This window comes from Mucilaginibacter sp. OAE612 (genome assembly GCF_041806395.1).
Lineage (GTDB): Bacteria > Bacteroidota > Bacteroidia > Sphingobacteriales > Sphingobacteriaceae > Mucilaginibacter > Mucilaginibacter rubeus.
Map to the genome: position 1 here is coordinate 2,926,553 of NZ_JBGMUW010000001.1, position 21,810 is coordinate 2,948,362.

General features: G+C 41.1%; 12 protein-coding genes and 1 pseudogene. 2 read left to right on the forward strand and 11 right to left on the reverse strand.

The genetic code is table 11. The features are described 5' to 3' along the window. Positions 1-27 precede the first annotated feature (27 nt). Positions 28-354 (reverse strand): hypothetical protein, encoded by a 327-nt coding sequence (locus ABID99_RS12240; protein ID WP_373613862.1) that lies wholly within the window; start codon positions 352-354, stop codon positions 28-30. A gap of 95 nt (positions 355-449) precedes the next feature. Beyond that, positions 450-1,601 carry a glycoside hydrolase family 130 protein gene (locus tag ABID99_RS12245; protein WP_373613863.1) on the reverse strand — a complete coding sequence of 384 codons (1,152 nt, stop codon included), beginning with the start codon at positions 1,599-1,601 and terminating at the stop codon, positions 450-452. Between the two features lie 189 nt (positions 1,602-1,790). Here ABID99_RS12245 and treA point away from each other — a divergent pair, with 189 nt between their 5' ends. After that, positions 1,791-3,383, forward strand: a complete 1,593-nt coding sequence (gene treA, locus ABID99_RS12250; RefSeq protein ID WP_090525533.1) for an alpha,alpha-trehalase TreA — start codon at positions 1,791-1,793, stop codon at positions 3,381-3,383. Positions 3,384-3,518: 135 nt separating this feature from the next. Here the strand turns inward: treA and ABID99_RS12255 are convergent, their stop codons facing one another. Continuing rightward, complete coding sequence (locus ABID99_RS12255) at positions 3,519-5,558, reverse strand: glycoside hydrolase family 65 protein (protein WP_254780057.1); 2,040 nt, start codon at positions 5,556-5,558, stop codon at positions 3,519-3,521. A 31-nt stretch (positions 5,559-5,589) separates the two neighbouring features. Continuing rightward, complete coding sequence (locus ABID99_RS12260) at positions 5,590-6,918, reverse strand: vanadium-dependent haloperoxidase (RefSeq protein WP_090525531.1); 1,329 nt, start codon at positions 6,916-6,918, stop codon at positions 5,590-5,592. Between the two features lie 245 nt (positions 6,919-7,163). Here ABID99_RS12260 and ABID99_RS12265 point away from each other — a divergent pair, with 245 nt between their 5' ends. After that, positions 7,164-8,093, forward strand: a complete 930-nt coding sequence (locus ABID99_RS12265; protein WP_373613864.1) for a hypothetical protein — start codon at positions 7,164-7,166, stop codon at positions 8,091-8,093. A 7-nt stretch (positions 8,094-8,100) separates the two neighbouring features. Here the strand turns inward: ABID99_RS12265 and ABID99_RS12270 are convergent, their stop codons facing one another. The 7 genes and pseudogenes from ABID99_RS12270 to ABID99_RS12300 form a co-directional block, all read right to left on the reverse strand. After that, the gene (locus ABID99_RS12270; protein WP_373613865.1) at positions 8,101-10,848 is read right to left on the reverse strand and encodes an FG-GAP repeat domain-containing protein; all 2,748 of its coding nucleotides are present in this window, start codon (positions 10,846-10,848) and stop codon (positions 8,101-8,103) included. 6 nt (positions 10,849-10,854) lie between these two features. Then, positions 10,855-10,995 (reverse strand): annotated as a pseudogene (locus tag ABID99_RS12275) (FG-GAP repeat domain-containing protein); the annotation flags it as partial. Next, positions 10,982-11,449 carry an FG-GAP repeat domain-containing protein gene (locus tag ABID99_RS12280; protein WP_373613866.1) on the reverse strand — a complete coding sequence of 156 codons (468 nt, stop codon included), beginning with the start codon at positions 11,447-11,449 and terminating at the stop codon, positions 10,982-10,984. The gene ABID99_RS12280 and the pseudogene ABID99_RS12275, both read right to left, overlap by 14 nt. Next, the gene (locus ABID99_RS12285) at positions 11,436-14,738 is read right to left on the reverse strand and encodes a VCBS repeat-containing protein (protein WP_188831900.1); all 3,303 of its coding nucleotides are present in this window, start codon (positions 14,736-14,738) and stop codon (positions 11,436-11,438) included. Before ABID99_RS12285 ends, ABID99_RS12280 begins: the two co-directional genes overlap by 14 nt. Positions 14,739-14,808: 70 nt before the next feature. Continuing rightward, entirely contained in the window at positions 14,809-16,347 is a 1,539-nt protein-coding gene (locus tag ABID99_RS12290; RefSeq protein WP_188831899.1) for a RagB/SusD family nutrient uptake outer membrane protein, read from the reverse strand. A 10-nt stretch (positions 16,348-16,357) separates the two neighbouring features. After that, positions 16,358-19,399 carry a SusC/RagA family TonB-linked outer membrane protein gene (locus ABID99_RS12295; protein ID WP_188831898.1) on the reverse strand — a complete coding sequence of 1,014 codons (3,042 nt, stop codon included), beginning with the start codon at positions 19,397-19,399 and terminating at the stop codon, positions 16,358-16,360. A gap of 508 nt (positions 19,400-19,907) precedes the next feature. Then, positions 19,908-21,518: a DUF6377 domain-containing protein gene (locus ABID99_RS12300; RefSeq protein WP_090525521.1), complete on the reverse strand. Its 1,611-nt coding sequence runs from the start codon at positions 21,516-21,518 to the stop codon at positions 19,908-19,910. Positions 21,519-21,810 lie beyond the last annotated feature (292 nt).

A 21,810-nucleotide genomic window follows, 5' to 3' on the forward strand; every position in this document is an offset into this window, starting at 1 on the left:
AATAATTACTGCTTAGGCCTTCCCATGCTATAAGTTATTATTAGGTTTAGATTTCCGTAATAATGGAAGCACTAAAAAAGTAACAACAACATGAGCAATCAACGATAGGCCAAAAGTAAACAGTACGATATACGACCTCCTCATCCAGGTATCAAAATAATCAAGGAAGGCTGAGCGGTTTGTACCACTATACAAGGCAGCTAAGGCAAATACAGATAAACCGGTAAGCCAAAGCGTTAGATGCGAGTAAAAATAGCGTGATGGAATAATGCCGGCATTTGAAAACGAAGTAAATAATAAAATAACGTGGGCAATAAAAAGAATAATTGCCACTGAGATCAAGATATAAAGCATGATAAAGATTTTTACTATGAAGATAAAACTTTAGCCGTCACAACCAAAAGTTTTACGTTGTATTTTGATCTTCAACAATAAACAAATGTCAAATACTATTCAACCGGATCAGGAGGTGCCGGTTTCGATGGATCATATACAGCTACGGCTACCCGCGAATCGGCACAGCCATAGTAAAGGAACCATTTCCTGTTAAAATAAACCATCCCTTCAATAAACACTGTTCCGTTAATATACTGACCACTTTTCTCGAAAGGTTCCATTGGTCTTAAGAAAGGAAAATCAAGGCGTGTTTTGAATTTAGAAGGATCTTTTGCATCAAACAAGGCCTGTCCTGCACAGTATGAATTGGCGTTAAACCGGGTGTCCCTGCCTTCGGCGGGTTTGTTTTTGCCATTGTAAAATAGGATTACACCGTTTTTGGTCATCAAAGCAGGCGGGCCGCACTCAGTTAAGTCACTGTCGAAATAACCATCACGCGGCGATATCAGCTCTTTCAACTCTCCTTTATTATCAACCACCGGAGCCCAGTCTACCAGGTTTGTTGATGTTGCCGCGTATACGTGATGTTCGCCCCAGTACAGCCAATATTTTCCATTTGTTTTAATAATCACTTGTTTACCATTAACCACCCGGGTTAATATAGAAGCCGATTTACTGGCGATATTGAAAAACTTGCCATGATAGGCAGCTTCAAATATCGGCCCGTGTTTTTTCCAATGGATGAGGTCTTTTGATGTGGCCACACCTAATCTTGGCAGATCGCGGTTCCATTCGGTGTAAAAAACAACATAAGTCCCGCCGGCGGTGACGGCTACGCGGGGGTCTTCACAGCCTCCGGGCCATTCGTACTTTTTAGCGATATCATTATCAGGATATAGTACCGGGGTTTTCCTTCTGCTAAACCGAATTCCATCAGTGCTTTCGGCATACCCAACACGAGAGGTACGGAAGCCAATACCGATGCCGTACAAGTCTTCAGCCCGGTATAATACCACTATTTTATTGTTCTTAACGGTTGCAGCAGGGTTAAAAGTGTCATTGGCTTCCCATTGCACCTGCTTTTTACTCATAGGATCAAGAAAGCGGGAAACCGTATCTGGTGAGATAATAGGATTGATATTTACCGGCCGCACAAAGCCGCCAAAGGCCCAGGAAGGCAGGGTATTAACCCGCGACTGGCCATAGCATAGCTGGGTAAGTAACAACGAAAATATAATACTTCCCTTCCGTAAAAAGTTTATCATAATAAATGGCTTATGTATTTTGTTTTTTTAATTGGCCCACACCTTGATATCTAATATTTCCCTGCGATAATATCGCACAGAAACCCTGAAAACAAATCAGATACCGGTTATATTCGTTTCAAAAATAGTAAATTTATAACCTGTTATAAACCAATTACACATCCTGCAACAGGGTATAATTTTAGGCTGATGAGAAAACTTTTTTTACTCGCATTTTTATTCTTTGTATTTAACGCAAAATCGCAAACGGCTACACCCCGGCAACAGTTCCCGGGATTGTTTGAGGCGGTTCAAACTTCAACCATTTTCCCTGATAACAAAACTTTTGTTGACGCTGTGCCCAAACAGGATCCGGCACTGATCATGAAGGCTTATAACGAACAGAAAGATCAGCCCGGGTTTAACCTCCAGGCATTTATATTGGCCAATTTTAACGTACCTGTATCACACAACAATTTTCAAACAGATATATCGGCCGGTATCCGCAAACATATTGATACTTTGTGGCAGGTATTACAACGCCGTCCGGATGAAGCAAAACCTTTTTCATCAACCCTGGCGCTGCCTAACCCTTACATTGTACCTGGCGGCAGGTTCAGGGAAATTTACTATTGGGACTCATATTTTACGATGTTAGGCTTACAGGAAAGCCATCAGGTTAAAGTGATCCGCAACATGGTCGAAAACTTTGCTTACCTTATTGATAAATATGGCTTTATACCCAACGGCAATCGAAGTTATTATCTTACCCGTTCGCAGCCGCCATTTTTTGCTATGATGGTAAACCTGTTGGCCAAAATTGATGGAGAGAAAGTATTGGTACATTTCAGGCCGCAATTGATCAAAGAATATGAATATTGGATGCATGGATGGGAAGCTGTACAAGCCAATCAGGCTGCACACCGGGTTGTACGAATGCCGGATGGGCAGATAATGAACCGTTATTGGGACGAAAGTGATGAACCCCGCGAAGAATCATATATAAAAGATGTTAATGCCGCCAAAGAAAGCAAACAACCGGCAGCACAATTTTACCGCAACGTGCGGGCAGCGGCGGCTTCGGGTTGGGATTTCAGTACGCGCTGGTTTGATGAATCGGGTAAGTTGCCAACTATACAAACCACCGATATTATACCGGTTGATTTGAATTGCCTATTATATAACCTGGAAATGACTATTGCACGAAGTTTAAACCAACTTTCAAATGCAAAGCTTGCCAAAATGTATAGATATAGGGCAAACAGCCGCAAAAATGCTATCCTGAAATATTGCTGGAACCAAAAAACAGGCTGGTTTGATGATTACAACTGGCAGCTGAAACAACTATCTGCCGTGGAAACACTTGCAGGTGAGTTCCCTCTCGAATTTAAAATTGCCAGTGATGAGCAAGCCCGTCTTGTAGCTGATGGGCTCAAAAATAATTTCCTGAAACCCGGCGGATTGGTTACTACCCTCAACTTTTCCGGCCAGCAGTGGGATGCACCCAATGGCTGGGCGCCACTGCAATACATAGCTGTAGACGGCCTTGAAAAGTACAATTACAATACGCTGGCTAAAGAGATAGCCATCCGCTGGCTTAAACTTAACATCCGGGTGTTTAAACAAACAGGCAAATTGCTTGAAAAGTATAATGTGGTTGATACACAATTAACTGCCGGCGGAGGTGAATACCCCCTGCAAGATGGTTTCGGGTGGACAAATGGGGTATTACTGCACTTAGTAAACAGGTATCATATTGATACCCAGCAATTAGAAAAGGCTCCGGCAGAAGTTCAGAACTAAGTACCTGGTAAAGAAAGTTTCAGAAGCCAGACTTACGAAGCTTTAAAAACTTCGTAAGTCTTCCAATCGCCAATTCGTTCTCTCTGTCAAACGCAGGAGATTTTAAAGGGCATGACGTGTAAAGTTATAAAACAGTTACTTTATTGTATAAGTAGCTCTATTCATCCCCACGCCTGTAATTTTCAATGATTTCCAGTTAGCAGGCAACTTGCTTTTAACTTGTACTATACCGGTTGGTGTAATATCCAAACCGCCAAAACCCATGAGCAAGCTTTGAATAATACCACCTGCGCCTGTAGCAAAATACGGATTGGTTCCACCTTTTGTTTCGGCAATTACCCGGAACGGCGGGTTGAGATTAGGTTCATAAGCATCCTTAAAAAAGTGAAATGCCTTATCGCCATTGCCCAACCGCGAGTATAATAAAGCAAAAACGGCCTGGGTCATGGCAGGTGTACCTTCGTTAGGTACACGGGTTTCGTAGTATTCAAGATCTTTCTTAATTTGTGCCGGATCGGTTATTGTTTTAAGCGGATAAGCTAACAGGTTAACATCAGCCTGCTTAATCCCTTCACCCTTATAAGAAGCATGCTCGCGGGTGACGCCGTTATCTAACCTGAGGATCGGGATGTTTTGAGCAACATTTGCCCAATCGGCATCGGCCTTCTCTCCCAGGATTTTGGCAGCAGCGTTAGCATTTAGCAAGTTAGCTTTCGCTGCGGCATTGGTGAAAGCATTATTGTCAATGTTTTCGGCCCATTCATCTGCAGCTACTACGTTGTTAATATCATAATGACCGGGTCCATTGCGTTCAACTCTGCTTGCCCAAAAATCGGCAGTGGCTGAAAGTATCGGCCAACCTTTTTCTTTTAGCCATTGTTTATCCTGGGTTACGCAATAGTAATTCCACGCGGCCAGCGCTACATCCGCAGTAATATGGTGCTCAAACGGACCACTCAAAGCCCAAACCGGTGTTTCCTCTACCCCGCTGTCAGCGCTTTCCCAGGGGAACATCGCTCCTTTATAACCATGTGAAAACGCATTTTTACGCGCGGCATCCAATCGTTCAAACCGGTATTCAACCATAGATTTGGCAATGTCGGGGTGTAAAACCAACATAGCCGGATACATCCAAACATCACAATCCCAAAAAACGTGGCCATTGTAACCCAACCCAGAAAGTCCCATAGGTGAAGGTGAGTATGCTGTGCCAGCCCTCGAGAATGAGTATAAATGATATAACATGCTGTGAATATCCTGCTGTGACTGGTCATCACCCTCTATTTGGATATCACTTGTCCACAGCTCACTCCAGGCCTTGTTATGAAATTTAATTAGCCTGTCCCGACCTTCCAATTTGGCAAAAATGGTGAGGCGTTCGGCTTCATTCAGTGGGTCGGCATGGTGTGCCGAAGTTATGGATGAACCAGTTACCGCATAATTATAAGTTTGCCCGGCAGCTATCGCTTTGCTAAACTTCATAAGGTGCATGTTATTGTCCCACATTTCATGAATAATACGCGGCTCCTGTCCGTGCGGTTCGCTGAATAAGAACGAAGTAGATGCACATAACTGCATTTTACCTGTAGGGCTCTTTGCTGTTGAAGTAAGCAAACTAATGGTTACATGCGGTCTGTCGATTTCGTTATAATAATTCTGCACTTCTTTGAGCGCATCGGGCGCTTCCATTACACTGGCCGATGTAATGTTGATGGCCTGTTTTGCTGTTACCGAAACATCCATCAAAACGGTAAAGGGCAGTTGCCGCAGCGAGTAATAAGTATATTTTATGGTCGCTTTATCGGCATAATCAAAGGTAGTAGTGAAGGCGGCGTGTTGCATATCCAGTTCCTGCTTAAAATTGTTAATACTTTTAGCATCGATCCGTCTGCCATCTATTTCAAGGTACATATTAAGCAGGTTAAAGCTGTTCAGGAAATTGCTTACCCGCCCCCTGCCATATAGATCATAGGCGCCGGCCAGTACTACATTTTTAACCTTGAAAGGCTCCGGTGCTGATACTATCCCAATCATCCCGTTGGCTACGGTAATTCCGTAATAGTTTGCGGGATCAATTTTGTCGGCTTTAATTTTCCATGGATCGATGCTTTGCGCCTCAGACACAGCAGGTGTTAGCAAAGCGAAAAACAAGCTCAATTTAAATATCCTGTTCAAAATCAATTATTTAATTAAAATAAATAAAATACTACTTAATTTTTAATTGTAGCTTTTTCACCACCAGTTGCCCAATCTCGGCGCCTTGTTTATTGCCCACAATACAGGCATTCTTAAAATGGATTCCTCCCATTACCCTTGACATCCCTGCTGATTTCGCGGCCGCCCGGAATGATTTAAAAGAAAGCGGATCGATCCCAAACTCCATTTCTGATGAATCTGTATATGCAAAATTATCACCGATCCTATTGGTAAGTACTTCGGCCGCGGCTGCCGAAATTACGGCATGGCCGCTACTATACTCCGGAAAGGGGGGCGTTTGAATATATGGGCGCCATTCGGCATCCATATATTTGGTAATTATGGTTTCGGGGCGAACGTAATTTGAGCGGTATTTAAGGTACCAGCAATTAATAAAGCCATCAAACAGAGCGATCGCCGTTTCGGTATAAACGCTTACTGTGGTTCCAAAATCAAACTTTTTAATTCTTGTGCCAATTGCGGTAATATTCATCCAGTGCCCTCCCGGCGAAAACTTCTTGGTCGCGAACGATGCATGGCCTACGACGTTGAGTTTAAAGGCATTATCATCCCAAAAATCGGCCTGATGTTTCTCTTCTTTGGTTAGGCTGTCAACTATTTGCTTTACTTCAAGCGCCTGTTTGTAAAAAGGACTGTTATGGTCTTTAACATTGAAAGCCGGCGGATCGGGTGGAATAAATTGAGCTGTGGAATCCAGCACCATGGGCCTGATCTCACCCCAATGGGCCTCAAGGGCCTGCGCGTACATGGGCGGCGTGGGGATCCAACGGCCATCCTGCTGTTTTACTGTGTATTTACTTGCCGACCGTGTTTGTGCATAGTGATCGCCTTTGCTCCACTTCAATATAAATTTAGCGACTTTATCAGCGTAGTTTACGGAACCATCAAACAAAACCGACGGCATACCTGCATCTTTGGCCTTCTTTTTAAGCTCATCAACATATTGATCCATACTACCTTCCGGAAACGTTACCGCATTGCCAACTGTGCAAAAGGCAAGCAACGAAGCAAATTGGTAATCAACAGCAGTATCTTTTGACGCTTTGGGTACGGCCGGTAAGTGCTTAATTTGCCCGGCTAATGATCTAAAATGCTCAGGATCTCCGGAAGCTATAACTTCATAGGCGGCTATATTGGCATATACATAATTACGGGAAGCTGTAACCGGCGGAAAGTTATTTTCCAGTACAATATCATTAAGTTTTTTAACGGTTATACGATAAAGTTCGGGATCGTGGAGTACTTTTTCATAGTAGGGCTTTTTACAGGAGGTGAATAAAAGTAATACACCGGCAAGGCAAAATAAAAAGGATCTCATAAGTTATAAAATAGGTTAAAAACCGAACAGATACACAAGGAGAAAATCTGCTGGTTTTTTGATTGATCAACAGCCAATATAGGCTTTTTTTTGTACGCTACAGCATATTTACATTAGTTTTTTAACCCGATGAGGCACTTTTTTTATTTAATAAAAAGGCAACATATTTTATAACAATATACACCTGTTAATCCACCCGATATTATTAAATTTATCACCCCGGGTATCCGTCTTTTATAAACTAAATGAAGAAGATCTTTTTTATTATACTTACCATTATTGTAATTATTGCAGCGGCTTATATTTTGCTCCCCGAAAAACCGGTTATAGCACAGGACCTGTCAATTGATACCTCCGACGTTATTGCTGAAAAATTCCTGACCACCGAAAGCGGATGGGATAAATGGTGGCCCGGCACCAAAACCGGGGACAGGCAATACAATTTTAAAGGTGCAAAGATCAGTATCGATAAAATGACCAATAGCAGTACCTATCTTAAATTGAAAAAAGGTAACCTGACCTTTAATGGTGTAATAAGTTGTTTTGCCGATGCCGAAGGCTCTGTCAAATTTAAATGGGATGCTGTTGATGAGAATAGTACCCAATTTTTATCACGGATAACTAATTATTTCAAAACTCAAGATGCAGAAAAACTGGTTGGCGAAATTTTACTAACCCTTAAACACTTTCTTGAGGATGAAAGAAACGCATATGGCTATAGAATATACTTAAATCATGCTAAAGACACAGTTTTGCTCGTTTCGGCTAACACCTATCCGATATATCCTTCATTACAAGCAATTTACAACACCGTTAAAACCCTGCAACAACAAGCTGGCAGCCAGGGGGCTAAACAAACAAATTTCCCTATGCTTAACGTCACCCAAACAGATGAGCGCGAATACCAGGTAAATGTCGCCTTACCGATTAACAAAAGGATAATTCCGTTTCAAAAAACAAGTTTAAATAACATACCCAAGGGAGGCAATTTATTGGTGGCTGATGTACGTGGCGGCCAAAACACAGTCAACAATGCATTGGTACAAATGAAAATATACATGACAGATCACAGGCTGGTATCACCTGCCATGCCTTTTCAATCGCTTGTTACCGATAGACTGGCACAAAAGGATACCTCAAAATGGATCACCAAAATATATTATCCGATATTGTGATATTACGCTATCTGCTTAATAACATTGCCCGGCCATCATAGGTAACCGCAAGATAAGTATTCAGATTGGTTGTCGTTTTCACTGGCACCAGATAAGTGATTTCCTGTGAGTTGATTGCACCGTTAACATAGTATGTCGGCGTATCAAATTGTTTTTGCTGTTTGTTGTAGTGTAAGCCGGCCAGGCCGAGTGCATCGTACTTTCCTTCATAGGGCACAACACCCCAAAAGTTTCCGTTCAGCAATATATCGCCATTGTTATATTTTAGCATCGATTTAATTGGAGCCTGCTGATAAAGATATGGCAGTGCAGTAACCGAAGTAGCATGCAATACATCACTTACAAAAACGCTATTGAATTGGTTCACGCTTAACCTGTCATTATCATCCAGTTTGTCCTTAAATACTTCAGTGGTGGTTTTATCGGCCATTTTTTGATAGCTAAGCCATTCTTTTTTAAGATATGGCAGTTCCTGCTCCAAATCATTTTTAGGACGAAACGGGTAATAGAGGCCTTTATAAAAATATGATAATATCAAATCGTTTTTGCCATCCTTGTCCAAATCGGTATTATAGGCATAAAGCGGCTGATCGGCAGTAACATTATATTTATTGTTCAACCCCCAATTGCCGGCAATAAGGTCGGCCTTGCCGTCGCCGTCCATATCGCTTATTATAGCCGACTGCCACCAGCCCTTTTCCTTATCCAAAACCGGTGATGAGAAACGATTTATTTTTTTTCCATCATTCAGGAAAATGTAAACGGGCTGCCACTCGGCCGTAATCAGCAGATCGGGCTTGCCATTGTGGTCGATATCGGCAGTTGTTATACTGGTGACATATTGCAGCTTCATGATCTGATCATAAGCTTTGTCATGACTTATTTCAAACTTTCCATTGCCTTTATTAATGAGTATTGAGGAAGGAATAGTAGCTGTATAATCCTTAAATGAAACGGCGCTGGTAAATAAAATATCGTTCAGCCCATCTCCGTTAAAATCAAACAACGTAATTTTTGATGCCTGGTAATTGAGCTTTGGTAAATGTTGATCTTCAAACTGAAAATTGCCTTTATTGATATATAACCGGGGCTGTATCAATTTCTCGGTTTCCTGAAAAGGATGGTTAGCGCTGATCACGATCAAATCGGGCTTACCATCGTTATTTACATCAGCCCATGTAGCCTGCTCATCCGCAATATATTTATCCCGGTCAAATAATGACACTTTAACTTTGGTAAATCCTCCCGATTTATCACCTGCAAGTATGTATTTTTCTTCGTCGGCTATGCCTCCTACGTAAATATCATCAATGCCATCATTATTGGCATCAGCTACGGCAACTGCGGGAGTGTGCTGCAAATAAGTGTGCGGTAAAAGCGAATAATAATTAAAGTCGGGAATATCAAAAGTTTTAACGGTGGTCAAAAGCTTTGCTTGTATAGATTTGCTGTCAAACTGTTTTTTATCGCTGATGAAAGCTTCGATAACCTTAGCTATAGGTTTACTATTTTCAACTGCTTGAGGGTTATATCTTAAAGTGGTTTTCTGACCGAGCCTAAAATCATTCACCACTTCGTAGCTATTGTCAGGCCAAACCACTAACAACGATTCTGGTTTATCGTCAGGGGCAAATGTAAAAAGCAGTTCGTTATTCAAATTACTTTCGTACGCATTGCTGGTTTGTATTTCCTGGTGATCGAGATGATGCTTTGACTTAAGGAAAAATTTAGTACCGATGCCATCACGGTTTAAAAGGTTATATTTTACAGTGTATTTAAGATAGCCCGGCTTGCTTTCTTTGCGGTTCTCCATTGTGGTATTGTTATAGATATATGCCGGTTCATCCATATTGTTGGTCACAATATCGAGATCGCCATCATTATCTAAATCAACGGCAACAGATCCTGCCGATATAGATGCTTGCTGCATATCGTTGCCGTTAGAAACATCTGTAAATTTCAATTTATCCTCACCGTGATAAAAGTAATTATGCACGCCGCCTTCGGGCATTCTGTTGATCTTGTCCTTATCAAAAACGCGATTTTGTTTATATGCCTGCATAACCATGGGGTCACCAAGATATTTCAGGTAGTCCATATCATTGAGACGGCGTTTGATACCGTTGGAGAAGAACATATCTTTCATTCCGTCCATATCAAAATCCTGTACCAGTGGCGACCATGTCCAATCCGTAGCAGAGTTCCCGCTGTACAAACTCAGGTCGACAAACTTATTGCCGTTGCCTACGTTCAATTGCATACAATTTTTTGAATATTGATAGTAATACCCGGCATTAACTTCCTGATTATAAATATCCAAAGGTTCGTCGTTGATGGTCGATCGTAACACCTTCATTTCTTCCGGAAGCATGTCGGTGCTAAGCACATCCAAATGGCCATCCTGGTTGATATCACTGATAGTATTCCCCATTGAAAAAAGGCTCGTATGTCCGAACGCACTTTTCAACTCTTCTTTAAATGTGCCGTTATGTTGGTTAACGTAGTAATAGTCCTGCTCAAAAAAGTCGTTACTTACATAAAGATCATCCCAGCCATCATTATTCAAATCACCTACACTCACACCTAATCCGTAACCAATTGGCGCCGAATAAATGCCTGAACCCGCAGTTACATCTGTAAAGTGTCCATTGTCATTCCTGAAAAGATGATCGCCGGCATCATGGCTGTATTTAAACCTTTGGGTTGAATCGCCATAGGTATCATTGCTATGAACTGATGAGGTAAGCAGGAACATATCCAGGTCACCGTCCTTATCATAATCAAAAAAAGAAGCCTGGGTAGAAAGTCCTGCAAAATCGAGCCCGTATTTGGCCGCGCTTTCTGTAAAAGTTAAATTACCGTTATTGATGTAAAGCTGATTTTTACCTTTAAAAGGTTTTATAACCTGACACCACGCTTACGTAGATATCTTTAAATCCATCGCCATTGATATCAACTACAGTTACGCCGGTTTTCCAATTCCCGGTACCTGCAACACCCGCTCTATCGGTGATGTCTTCAAACTTCATCCCTCCCTTATTAAGGTAAAGCTTGTTAGAACCCTGGTTTGATACGAAATAAAGATCGGGCAAGCCGTCGTTATTAAAATCAGCGGTAGCTATGCCGGCACCGTTGTAGAAATACAAATAATCTAAAACATTGACCGAATCGGATACTACGTTCCTGTTTTCGAAGGTCACCCCCGTTTCATTAGCTGGGAGTAATTTAAATACACCTTCTCCGGCCTTTTGGGGTTTACAAGAAGACAGGCCGACCACACCAATACAAAGAAGGATAAAGAAGTATCTCAGAATATATTTGGCAAACAGCATTAAATTGATGTTAACGTAGTTCATAAGCTTTAAGCGGTTCATCATTAATGCCAAACAGGTAATAATTTTTACCGGATGCATTTCTTATACCTAACGATGAGCGTACCTGTCCGTTTAAATTGAGGCCCGTTTTGGCAGCCGGAAAATAAGCAAACCCATTTTTTGTATATTGATAAACAAGCCCCCGATTGGCATCAAGCCGGCCGATTTCGGGTTTAAAGCCATAAAAGTTACCTCCTAATATGATCTTCACAGCTCCGGTATTATCAAAATCTGCACACAAAATAGTATTTATCATAGATAACTGTGCATCGGCAGGCAGTGGTTTACAAATAAATTTTCCGCGTTTATTAAAAAATACCGCCGAAGCCAGGAAATTCATTTGGTGCTTTTCGGCGCCATCAAGCATCTCAGCAGGAAATACCTCGTCAAATGGTTTGCCCGCATAGTCAATATAGCGCAGAAAACGTTTTTTGAAGATTGGCATCTGGCCCACTAAATCAGGTTTCATATGAAAAACATAGTTTACCCCATCACTTTTATACATGGAAGTTACACATTCTTTTGTACCGTTATTATCGAAATCCTTTACAAAAATTTCCATTGGTTGCTCAAACGAAGCCCTGAATTTTGAGTTAAGCCCGATGTTACCGCCAATAATATCAAGTGCGCCATCGCCATCCACATCAGCAATTTCAAGACTGCTCCACCAGCCTTTGTAATTAGCCAGTTGTTTATCTTCAGCAAATTTTCCTTTGTTGTTTTTGAAAATCTTAATTCCCATCCAATCACCGGCAATTATCAAATCGGGCGAGCCGTTATGATCAATATCAGCCCATTTGGCTGCTGTTACCATACCGAGCCTTGTATCCGTGCCCAATACTAATTTTGATACATCGGTAAAATGCCCGTTGCCTTCATTATGAAAAACAAATGATTGCGGCGAACATCCGTAAAGCCCGGGCATACTTCTGCCCCCAATAAAAAGGTCGGGCTTGCCATCGCCATCATAATCAGCCGAAATAATGATCGAGGCATTAACAGCTGCATGGAGTGTTCTCTCAGGGTCCCTATGAAAATTCCCTTTACCATCGTTCACAAAAAAGCGGGGATTATAGACTGGTGTTTCGGCTTCATCGGCATTACCTCCTACTCCTATAATCAGGTCCTGGTCGCCATCGCCATCAAAATCGCCAAAAACAGCCCCGGCATTTTCCAGGTATTCCTGCTTTTTAAAATCTTCGGGAATAGTTTGTTTAAACTTACCGTTCTTTTGCTGGATATAGATGCTGGCAAAGCTGTTTTTTGAGCTTCCGAAATAAAAATCAGTCAGCCCGTCGCCATTAACGTCACCGGTAGCCATATAAGGATTTTCTGTCGATAACATCTGGAGCATCAGGCGCTCGTTGTCGAAATCGATAAAATCGTCCTCCTTATGCTTAGGAATGCTGTCAAATATTGATTTGGTAACATCGGCAAATAGTGTTTTAACAGCAGGCTTTGTCCAGTTATATTTCAAGGCGGCATCGGTTTGATTAACCGCGTAAACTTTATCCGCGTTTACGTTTTTTAGCAACTGATAAGTATTACCCGGCCAAATCACCTGGACCGAATCAATAGATTTGTATTTACCTATACCTATTGTAAGTAAATTGGGCGATGTGCAACTTTGAAAACCACGTGTAGGCTGATTATAGTAAATTAGCGAACTGCCCTTCATAAACACTTTTACCGTAGTACCTATTCCAAAAGTATTCAGACCTGTTCCTTTTAATTTTATTTGGATATGATGGTTCCCGTTTTTTTCGGCGTTGTTTTTAAAGATCGACACCTGGGCATTTTCGTTATTTACGATGAGGTCATTGTCCCCATCATTATCCAGATCGGCATATGACGAACCGTTACTAAACCCCGGCTTATCCAAACCAAAATCAGTTGATTTATTGGTGAAAGTAAGGTTGTGATTATTCAGATAGGCATAATTAGACAAAGGCGATGAAGCCATTTTATCAGTAAAATCTTTATAATCAAATTTTTTCCGGCCTTCGGCTATTTTGGCCATATTATCACGATTGCCTAAAAATTCAATGTAATCCTGATCGGTCAGGTCTTTATAAATACCGTTTGATACAAAAATATCTTTCCAACCATCGTTATCCATATCAAACATCAGCGCTCCCCAGCTCCAGTCGGTTGCTGCTACGCCCGAATAGAAGGCCGTTTCGGAGAACGTACCATCGCTATTACGCACCTGCAGACAGTTTTGCATGTATTGGTTATAATAGCCGTCGCGCTGCTTGGCTTTGATCACATCGTATGATTCAAACGAGGTCATTTTTTTTAAACGCCGATCGCCTTCAGGCAGCATCTCTGTAGTAAAAATATCATACTGCCCATCGTTATTGATATCGGCAATATCTGATCCCATTGAGGCCAGGCTCAGGTGCCCCGTTTCATTTTGAATATCCTCTTTAAAAGTTCCGTTTTTTTGGTTGATATAAAGATAATCGCGCTCAAAAAAATCATTGGAGACATAGATATCAGGATATCCATCCTGGTTGATATCTGCTACAGAAACGCCTAAACCAAAACCTATATCACTTGAATATATTCCTGCTTCTTTGGTTACATTTGTAAAATGGCCGCCATCATTACGATAAAGACGGGCACCACCCAACTCATCAACAACAGCACGCAGATTTTTACTAAAATCAAACGACTCTATAGGCCTGAAAGAATTATTTAGTACAAAGCAGTCCAGATCGCCGTCATTATCATAGTCGAAAAAAATGGCCTGGGTGGATAACCCATTATCTACCAGGCCATACTTTTGGGCTTCTTCCTTAAACGTACCATCGTGCTGATTAATAAACAGTTCATTACCCTTTTCGTTGCCGCGGGCATTACCACTGTGGCAAACGTAAATATCAAGCCAGCCGTCGCCATTGATATCAACCATGGTAGCTCCGGTGCTCCAGTATTTAGTTCCCTTCACCCCCGCTTTGTCAGTTATGTTTTCAAATTTCCAATTTCCCTTGTTGATATAGAGTTGATTGCCGCCCATGTTTGATGTCAGGTAAACATCATTTAACCCGTCATTATTTACATCGCCAATGGCAACCCCGCCTCCATTGTAATAATTACGAAAGGTGAACACATTGGTACGGTCCTGATCATTGAGCCGATTAGCGAAATTGATGCCGATGGATTCATTATTTTGCTCGGTAAACAAGGTTTGTTTATCCCCACCATTACAGGCGCAAAAAATAGTAAGGATTAAGATAAGCAGAAACAGGGGTATTTTTGGTTGCATATACTTTGCGAAAAAACAAACGTAGCGGAAATTTCCGCTACGTTCCTTTCAATCAAATAAATCTCAAATATTAATAACCTGCGTTTTGTTTAAGGTTGGGGTTGGTATCAACCGCGCGCTGAGGAATTGGATAAACTGTTTTGCTTTTATCCGTTTTTGCGGGACGCTGATCAACCGGATCATTAAATTTCTCAAAGCGGATCAGGTCATTCCTTCTCCAGCCTTCCCAATATAGCTCACGACCTCTTTCGGCAAGCATAGCGGTCAGATCAACTGTTGCCATGGCAGTAGCACCACGTGGAACGCGGACAGAGTTAACAAGCTGCAGGGCTGTTTGGCCTAATGGGTCGGTCCCTCCACGCAAAATGGCTTCGGCTTTTTCAAGCACCACGTCGGCATAGCGTAAGATCACGTAGTCATTATCTTCACCAGAATCGGTCACAGTTCCGTCTGCATTTGGATGAGGAAAATATTTGAACACCCTGATACCTTGAGCTTCTGTTGAATAATTAAGGTTAACATTCTCTGTAAACACCAGCGGCTGGCCACCCCTTTGTTTCAAAGCAACGTGACCCGGACCGTATTGCTGACCAATTGCAAAACCGGCACGTAAGCCAACTTTATCAGTTAAGCCCGGATAATCTACCCCTCTGCGTTCATCTGTAGCTTCAAATGATTTATAGAAATCGGCCAAAGTGGTGAAACCATTCCATCCATCAGGCGTCTGATTATAATGCAAACCCATTTTCCAACGATTTTTTGCTGATGCCGGAACATTCGTAGGTGTATTGTAGATACCAAAAATATTTTCATGTGATTTTTCAGTATTATCCCAGGCGAAATCCTGGAAATATTTACCTGCAGGTTCCAATGTATATCCAGCCGCTGTAACTTTATTGGCATATTCGATTACCTTATCCATATCGGCTTTGGCAAAAGTAAAAGGGCCACCTACGGTTGTAGCAGTATAAACAGCCTTATTAAGATATATTTTAGCAAGCAGTGCCTGTGCTGCGGCTTTACTGGCCACCCCGATATTCGCTGATGTAGTAAGATTAGCTTCAGCAAACTCAAGATCTTTGATAATAAAAGCTGTAGCATCCGCCCTGTTGTATACGATAGGTATCGCCGAATTTGGTGCCTCTGGATCCCGATAAGGAGCCTGTCCATATAAATCAACTACCTGGAACATAAAATAAGCGCGTAAAAAGCTTGCTTCAGCCTTGATCTTGTTATCTGTAGCCCTTTGTATAACCTGACTTGCCCGGTACACACCGATATTCAACTGGTCCCAGGTATCGCTCACCTGATTGTGTGAGGGTGTCCAGGTGTGGGTATGGAGCTTACGCCATGTTCCGAAATCGCCCCAGTCCGTACCGCGGGTTGGGCCCATCATTTCATCTGTAGGATGCTCTTGCAGAGCATAAGTATTAGCCTGGTCCGTTTGACCAAATAATTGAGAATATACACCATTTAGATCTGATGGTGACGAAGCTCCTCCGTTATCCACGGATACGGAACCATAAGGAGTTTCTTTTAATTTTGCACAGCCTGCAGCGGTTAACAGAATTATCCCACTTATCGCGGCTATTGATGCTCTTCTTTTCATGTTAATATTTTTAAAAACCTGCATTTAAACCTAAAGTAAATGTGCGTGCATTTGGATAAGGTGTGTAATCGATACCACGTGAAGGCACCCCATTCCTCTCTTTGTTGGTATTTACTTCCGGATCAAGACCGCTGTATCCTGTAATCAGGAATAGGTTTTGACCGGTTAACGAAACCCGCAAAGTTTTAATGGTTTTACCTTTTAATGGTACGGTATAACCTAACGTAGCGTTGCTTAAGCGCATGAAATCGCCTTTTTCAAGGAAACGGGTTGATACCTCGCCCGAGTTAAGCGGATTTTCGTTGGTTTCAGCTACTGCCTTGGTTACGTTACGACCGCTAACCAGATTACCTTTGTAGAAAAATGCGTTGGCTGTGTTGTTATATATATAGAAACCGGTTGCTCCATTCAATAGAAAACTTAAGCTAAAGTTTTTATAACTGAAGCTGTTAGTTAAGCTTGCCACGAAGGTTGGCAGCGGGCTGCCTTGAGGCGTAGCGACGTCAATACCTTGAGGGTAGATACCAAAACCGTTGGCATCAAGACCCGAGTATTTAGGTATGTTAAATGAGTAAAGCGGATAACCATCTCCAATAAACTGTGCATAAGCGCCTGATAAGCCCTGCCCATCAATATTACCGGTAATAATATTACGGCTTCCAAAATTTCTGACACGGTTATTGATTGTTGTCATGTTATATGACACATCCCAGCTAAAACTCTTATGATCTATCGCAGCAAAATTTAAACCCAACTCGATGCCTTTGTTTACCACCTGACCAGGTAAGTTGATCCATATTCTTGGGAAAGGAGCAGGTTGCGCTAAATCCTGGTAAAACAAGATATCCGTTTGTGATTTGTTATAATAATCCAATGTACCGGTTAAACGCCCTTTAAACATCGAGAAATCGATACCTGCGCCATAAGCGGTTTGCGTTTCCCATTTCAGATCAGGGTTTTCGGCATTCAACTGCGAATTTGCTGTACCTGCATAGTTTGTTTGCCTAAGTCTTTTAGATGCGTAAGAAGGGAAATCCTGGTTACCTGTTTTACCCCAGTTTAAACGAAGACTTAAATCATCAAACACACCCTTAGGGCCGAAACTTTCCTGGCTTATACGCCATTTAAACGCAGCAGCAGGAAAATTAGCATAGTGGTGATTTTCGCCAAAACGAGATGAACCATCACGTCTGATAGTACCGGTAATGATATACCTGTCTTTATAAGTATATTGAGCACGCGCGAAATAAGATTGAAGTGTATAGCTACTGCTATCCAAACCATTACGGTTACTAAAATCGTGCGGCATGTGATTTTTAAACTGATTAAAATCATGCAAAAATTGGCCCGGCGTTGGTGTTCCCCAGGCAAGATTACCCCTGTTGAAGTTTTTAAAGGTTTGATATGAATAACCTACCAATGCTGTTAATGCATTATTGTTAGCCCACTTTTTATCATAATTCAGGGTATGTTCTGTGGTTAAATTGGTAAGCTTGTTGTGGATCAGGATCCCGCGACCGTTTCCGGTTGCAGAAGGCACTTTAAAATCGCCAATATTAGCTTCATCGGTATAGCCCACAATTTTTGAGTCATAATAAGTTTCCCTTTGCCCCCTTGATATATCTGCGCCGAAGTTGCCTTTGTATGATAAACCTTCAAACAGCTTTAAGGTCATGGTTAAATTATTCAGGTACCGGTTGATATTATCAGTGTCATCTATCTGGTTAAGCATTGAAACCGGGTTTCTGAAACTATTGCCCTTGGGGAAACCATTTTCATAGCCATTGATGTCATAATATCTGCCTTCCGAATCAAATACAGGGATGGTAGGATTGGTTTGGATCATTGCCCCTATCAAACTACCGTTAAAGCCTGCGTTATTAGTGATTGGCGCAAACCGGTCTTTTACATTTGAAAACAATGATTGCAGATCAAACTTTAAACGTTGATTGAAAAACGATTGTGAAGCATTTATACGAGCTGTAAAACGTTTCAACTCACTTCTTTTTACAATACCCTGCTGATCATCATAAGCAAACGTTGCCCTGTAGCTCCCCGTATTGTTTCCACCACCAAAACCTAAATTATAGTTTTGTGATACAGCGGTACGGAAAACCTGTTTTTGCCAATCGGTATTACCGCCATAATCAATACCTCCATCGGCAAGAGGTCCCGCGTTTGACCCAACACTGGCTACGCCTTTTAAAAATGCAGCCTTATCAAGCAAATCATATCTTTTGGCTGCATTTGCAATACTTGTGCTTGCCCCAAATTGTATACCTTGCCCTTTTCTACCTTTTTTTGTAGTGATAAGGATTACACCATTAGCACCACGTGAACCATAAATAGCAGAGGCCGACGCATCTTTTAAAACCGAAATATTTTCGATATCGGCAGGGTTAATAAATGCTAACGGGTTACGCGCAGATGAACTACCTGCACCGCTGTCAAAACCACCTGAAGTACCGCCATTGTCAAGAGGAACACCATCCACAACGTATAGCGGACTCGTACCTGACCTGATTGAGCTTGCGCCGCGGATGTTAATGGTAGCACCTGCACCAGGCTCACCACTCGAAGGAGTTACCTGAACACCGGCTATACGACCTTGCAGCAATTGCTCAGGTGTAGCGATAACGCCTTTGTTAAAGTCTTTGGCACCTAAAGTAGCTACAGAACCGGTTGCATCCTTAACTTTCTGGGTACCGTAACCTATCACTACAACTTCGTTCAGTGCACGATTCGCTTCTTCCATCTGTACATCAACAGAAGTCCGACCGTTTAATGGAACAGTTGCGTTGAGGAAACCAACATAAGTAAAAGTAAGGCTCGCGGTATTTGCCGGAACGGAAATTTTGTATGATCCGTCTGTTGCTGTTATAGCGCCACCCTGGGCACCTACAGCAGTTACTACCGATACTCCTATTAAAGGGGAGCCATCTTTTTTGTCGGTTACTTTACCTGTTATTATCTTATTTTGGGCCATAGCAGGCTCCATCAAAAAGAGAAAAACAGCAAAGAAACATACGTTGAGTAAATGTTTAATTTGCATAAAACTTGAGATTTAGTTGAAATTGGTTGTTGTTTGGGTTTAGTTTTCAATCCGTAAAAGAGATCCCCAACATTTTATACGAAGTCATGCTAATATGGTTTCGGGTTATCATAATAAATAATACCCGAAGTATACGCATAATGGCCATGCAAACATCGCCCGTACCGATAGGTTGGCAGGTGAGCACAGGAAAAGGTTAACAATGACCGATCGTTTAAAAATGTAATGGTTTACAATTATTACAGGTTAAATTCTGATGCAATTTACTTATAAATAAACTCAGAAAAAGACTTATGCGTTGCGGTAAACGCGAAAAAGGCTTATTTTAATAATTTTATAATTTTTTTCGATGTTTTTTAAATTTAAAACATTGAAAAACAGATATTTATATAAAAAATGCCGACAAAAAATATAATGTTTTTTTAATTATTTATAATACTTTTTTTACTAAAAACCCTGTAAGGTTTGGCTACTTTACAGGGTTTTTAGCATGTATCTTCAAAAAAAATCACTCGTAATCAAAAGCCTTAATATCCATAATCCGTTGTTCGAATTGATCAGGGTGCAACGATTTGGCTTTGATCCTCATTTTGTAAACATAGATTGTATTGACAGAATATTCCAATATTTTGGCAATAGTTTCATTATCAGCAATACCCATCCTTATAAGCGCGAATATGCGAAGGTCGGTATTTAATACTTCGTCTTCATCAGGCCAGATCTGATCTTTCTCGGCAAACAAGCTATTGAACACCGTAATAAAGTTAGGGAAGATCTTTAAAAAAATATGATCAAAGCTGTAATACAAGCTCTCCCTTTCTTTTTTAATATCAATATTATTTACAAAAGTATGAATGGCGTCATACTTCTTCATCGAGAGCTTGGCATCAATAGAGATTTTCAAATTTTCGAGCTTAACGATATATCCCGAAATGGCTTTAAAAAACTGCCCGATATATTCCTCTTTAATTTTTGCATCTTCAATTAGTTTCGCGTTTATGTGGTTTAATTGCACATTTTTCCCTTCAATTATTGCTTCTTTAACCTTCAACTTTTTTAATTGGTTAATGATCATCACCAGGAAAAAGACAACCAGCAATGCAAGCGCAGTAATAATTAACAGGAACACCAGGAAGCGGTTTTTTTGATGCTCGGTATTATTAAGCTCGGCTGCTGCTATTAATGGTAAAATTGAAGCAATTTGTATTTTACGCTGCCGGGCTCCGTAAAAGTCGGCATCAGCTTTTGCCAATTGAATGAAACTGTAAGCATCTTTGATGTTGCCCTGTTTATACAACAGTTCTGCCAGCGTATAAAGCGCAACCGTTTCACGGGTTGATGATTTGATATCGGCTATGGCAGCCCTCATCATCAAATTAAGGCCTTCCTGCCTTTCGTTATCTTCAAGACAGATTGCTCCTAACGAGCATGACACCATTGCCCGCAAGTGCATGGAAATTGGCATATCTTTCTCCAGTAATTTTTTAAACCGTAAGCGTCCTTCTCCGTAATTCTTTTCCTGGTAATCCTTCAAACCAAGTAAATAAGTATGCATTATATGGTCGTTGCCGCAAAACGAGACCGCCGAATCAATGTATTTATTGCCGGCCTTAATATAATCGGGGCTAAAATATTTGTCATTACTGTAATTCGCCAGGTCATAATTGCACCTGCCTAAAAAGAAATAGTAATCAACTTTATCGGCATTGCTTAGGGCTTTTACATTTACTTTTCGTAAATAGTCAAAGGTTTCGTTAAACATCCCCGACGACAGGAGAATAAAAGCCATCCTTACATAACTATAATACTCCTTTGGTTTATTACCTGTTACCTTACTTAGCGATATCATTTTATCGACATAAACATACGCTGAATCAAACTGATATGATTTGTATTCGGTGTAAAGCTTGTCCCAGGTATCAAACCGCGCATCATAATTGGTTTGCGAAAGATTTGATTGATATGCCTTTAATTTTCGGATCCTTGCTTCTTTACTGCTATCATATATATTTTTTTTTGCGATTTCAGTTTTTAATTCTTCGAGTAAGGTATTAGGATCAGTGAATGCATTTGCCGAAAGAATAATTAATGAAAAAAACAAACAGAAGATATATTTCATTTTTGTTATAACGGTTTCTAAATAGCGTACCGATCCGATGATTAATCAAACACACAATTTCTGCAAATCAAATGCGGCAATAAATTAATTAAACTGCAACCAACAAGGCTATCATTTTAGGAGATAAATTGCACACCTATCCCCGGTTTATATTCTCAAATATATGGATTTACGGCATTGCTAATGCGTTTTAGTTTTGTTTTTTGGTCAACAGAGATTACACTGTCCGAACCGAAAAAAGATTGAGACTATGCCCCTCAAACGACGGGCCTTATTTTTAACCTATAGTTAA

Coding starts and splice junctions, on each gene's coding strand:
- ABID99_RS12240 (WP_373613862.1), bottom strand. CDS start 354: ATGCTTTATATCTTGATCTCAGTGGCAATTATTCTTTTTATTGCCCAC.
- ABID99_RS12245 (WP_373613863.1), bottom strand. CDS start 1,601: ATGATAAACTTTTTACGGAAGGGAAGTATTATATTTTCGTTGTTACTT.
- treA (WP_090525533.1), top strand. CDS start 1,791: ATGAGAAAACTTTTTTTACTCGCATTTTTATTCTTTGTATTTAACGCA.
- ABID99_RS12260 (WP_090525531.1), bottom strand. CDS start 6,918: ATGAGATCCTTTTTATTTTGCCTTGCCGGTGTATTACTTTTATTCACC.
- ABID99_RS12265 (WP_373613864.1), top strand. CDS start 7,164: ATGAAGAAGATCTTTTTTATTATACTTACCATTATTGTAATTATTGCA.
- ABID99_RS12270 (WP_373613865.1), bottom strand. CDS start 10,848: ATGTTCCTGCTTACCTCATCAGTTCATAGCAATGATACCTATGGCGAT.
- ABID99_RS12280 (WP_373613866.1), bottom strand. CDS start 11,449: ATGAACTACGTTAACATCAATTTAATGCTGTTTGCCAAATATATTCTG.
- ABID99_RS12285 (WP_188831900.1), bottom strand. CDS start 14,738: ATGCAACCAAAAATACCCCTGTTTCTGCTTATCTTAATCCTTACTATT.
- ABID99_RS12290 (WP_188831899.1), bottom strand. CDS start 16,347: ATGAAAAGAAGAGCATCAATAGCCGCGATAAGTGGGATAATTCTGTTA.
- ABID99_RS12295 (WP_188831898.1), bottom strand. CDS start 19,399: ATGCAAATTAAACATTTACTCAACGTATGTTTCTTTGCTGTTTTTCTC.
- ABID99_RS12300 (WP_090525521.1), bottom strand. CDS start 21,518: ATGAAATATATCTTCTGTTTGTTTTTTTCATTAATTATTCTTTCGGCA.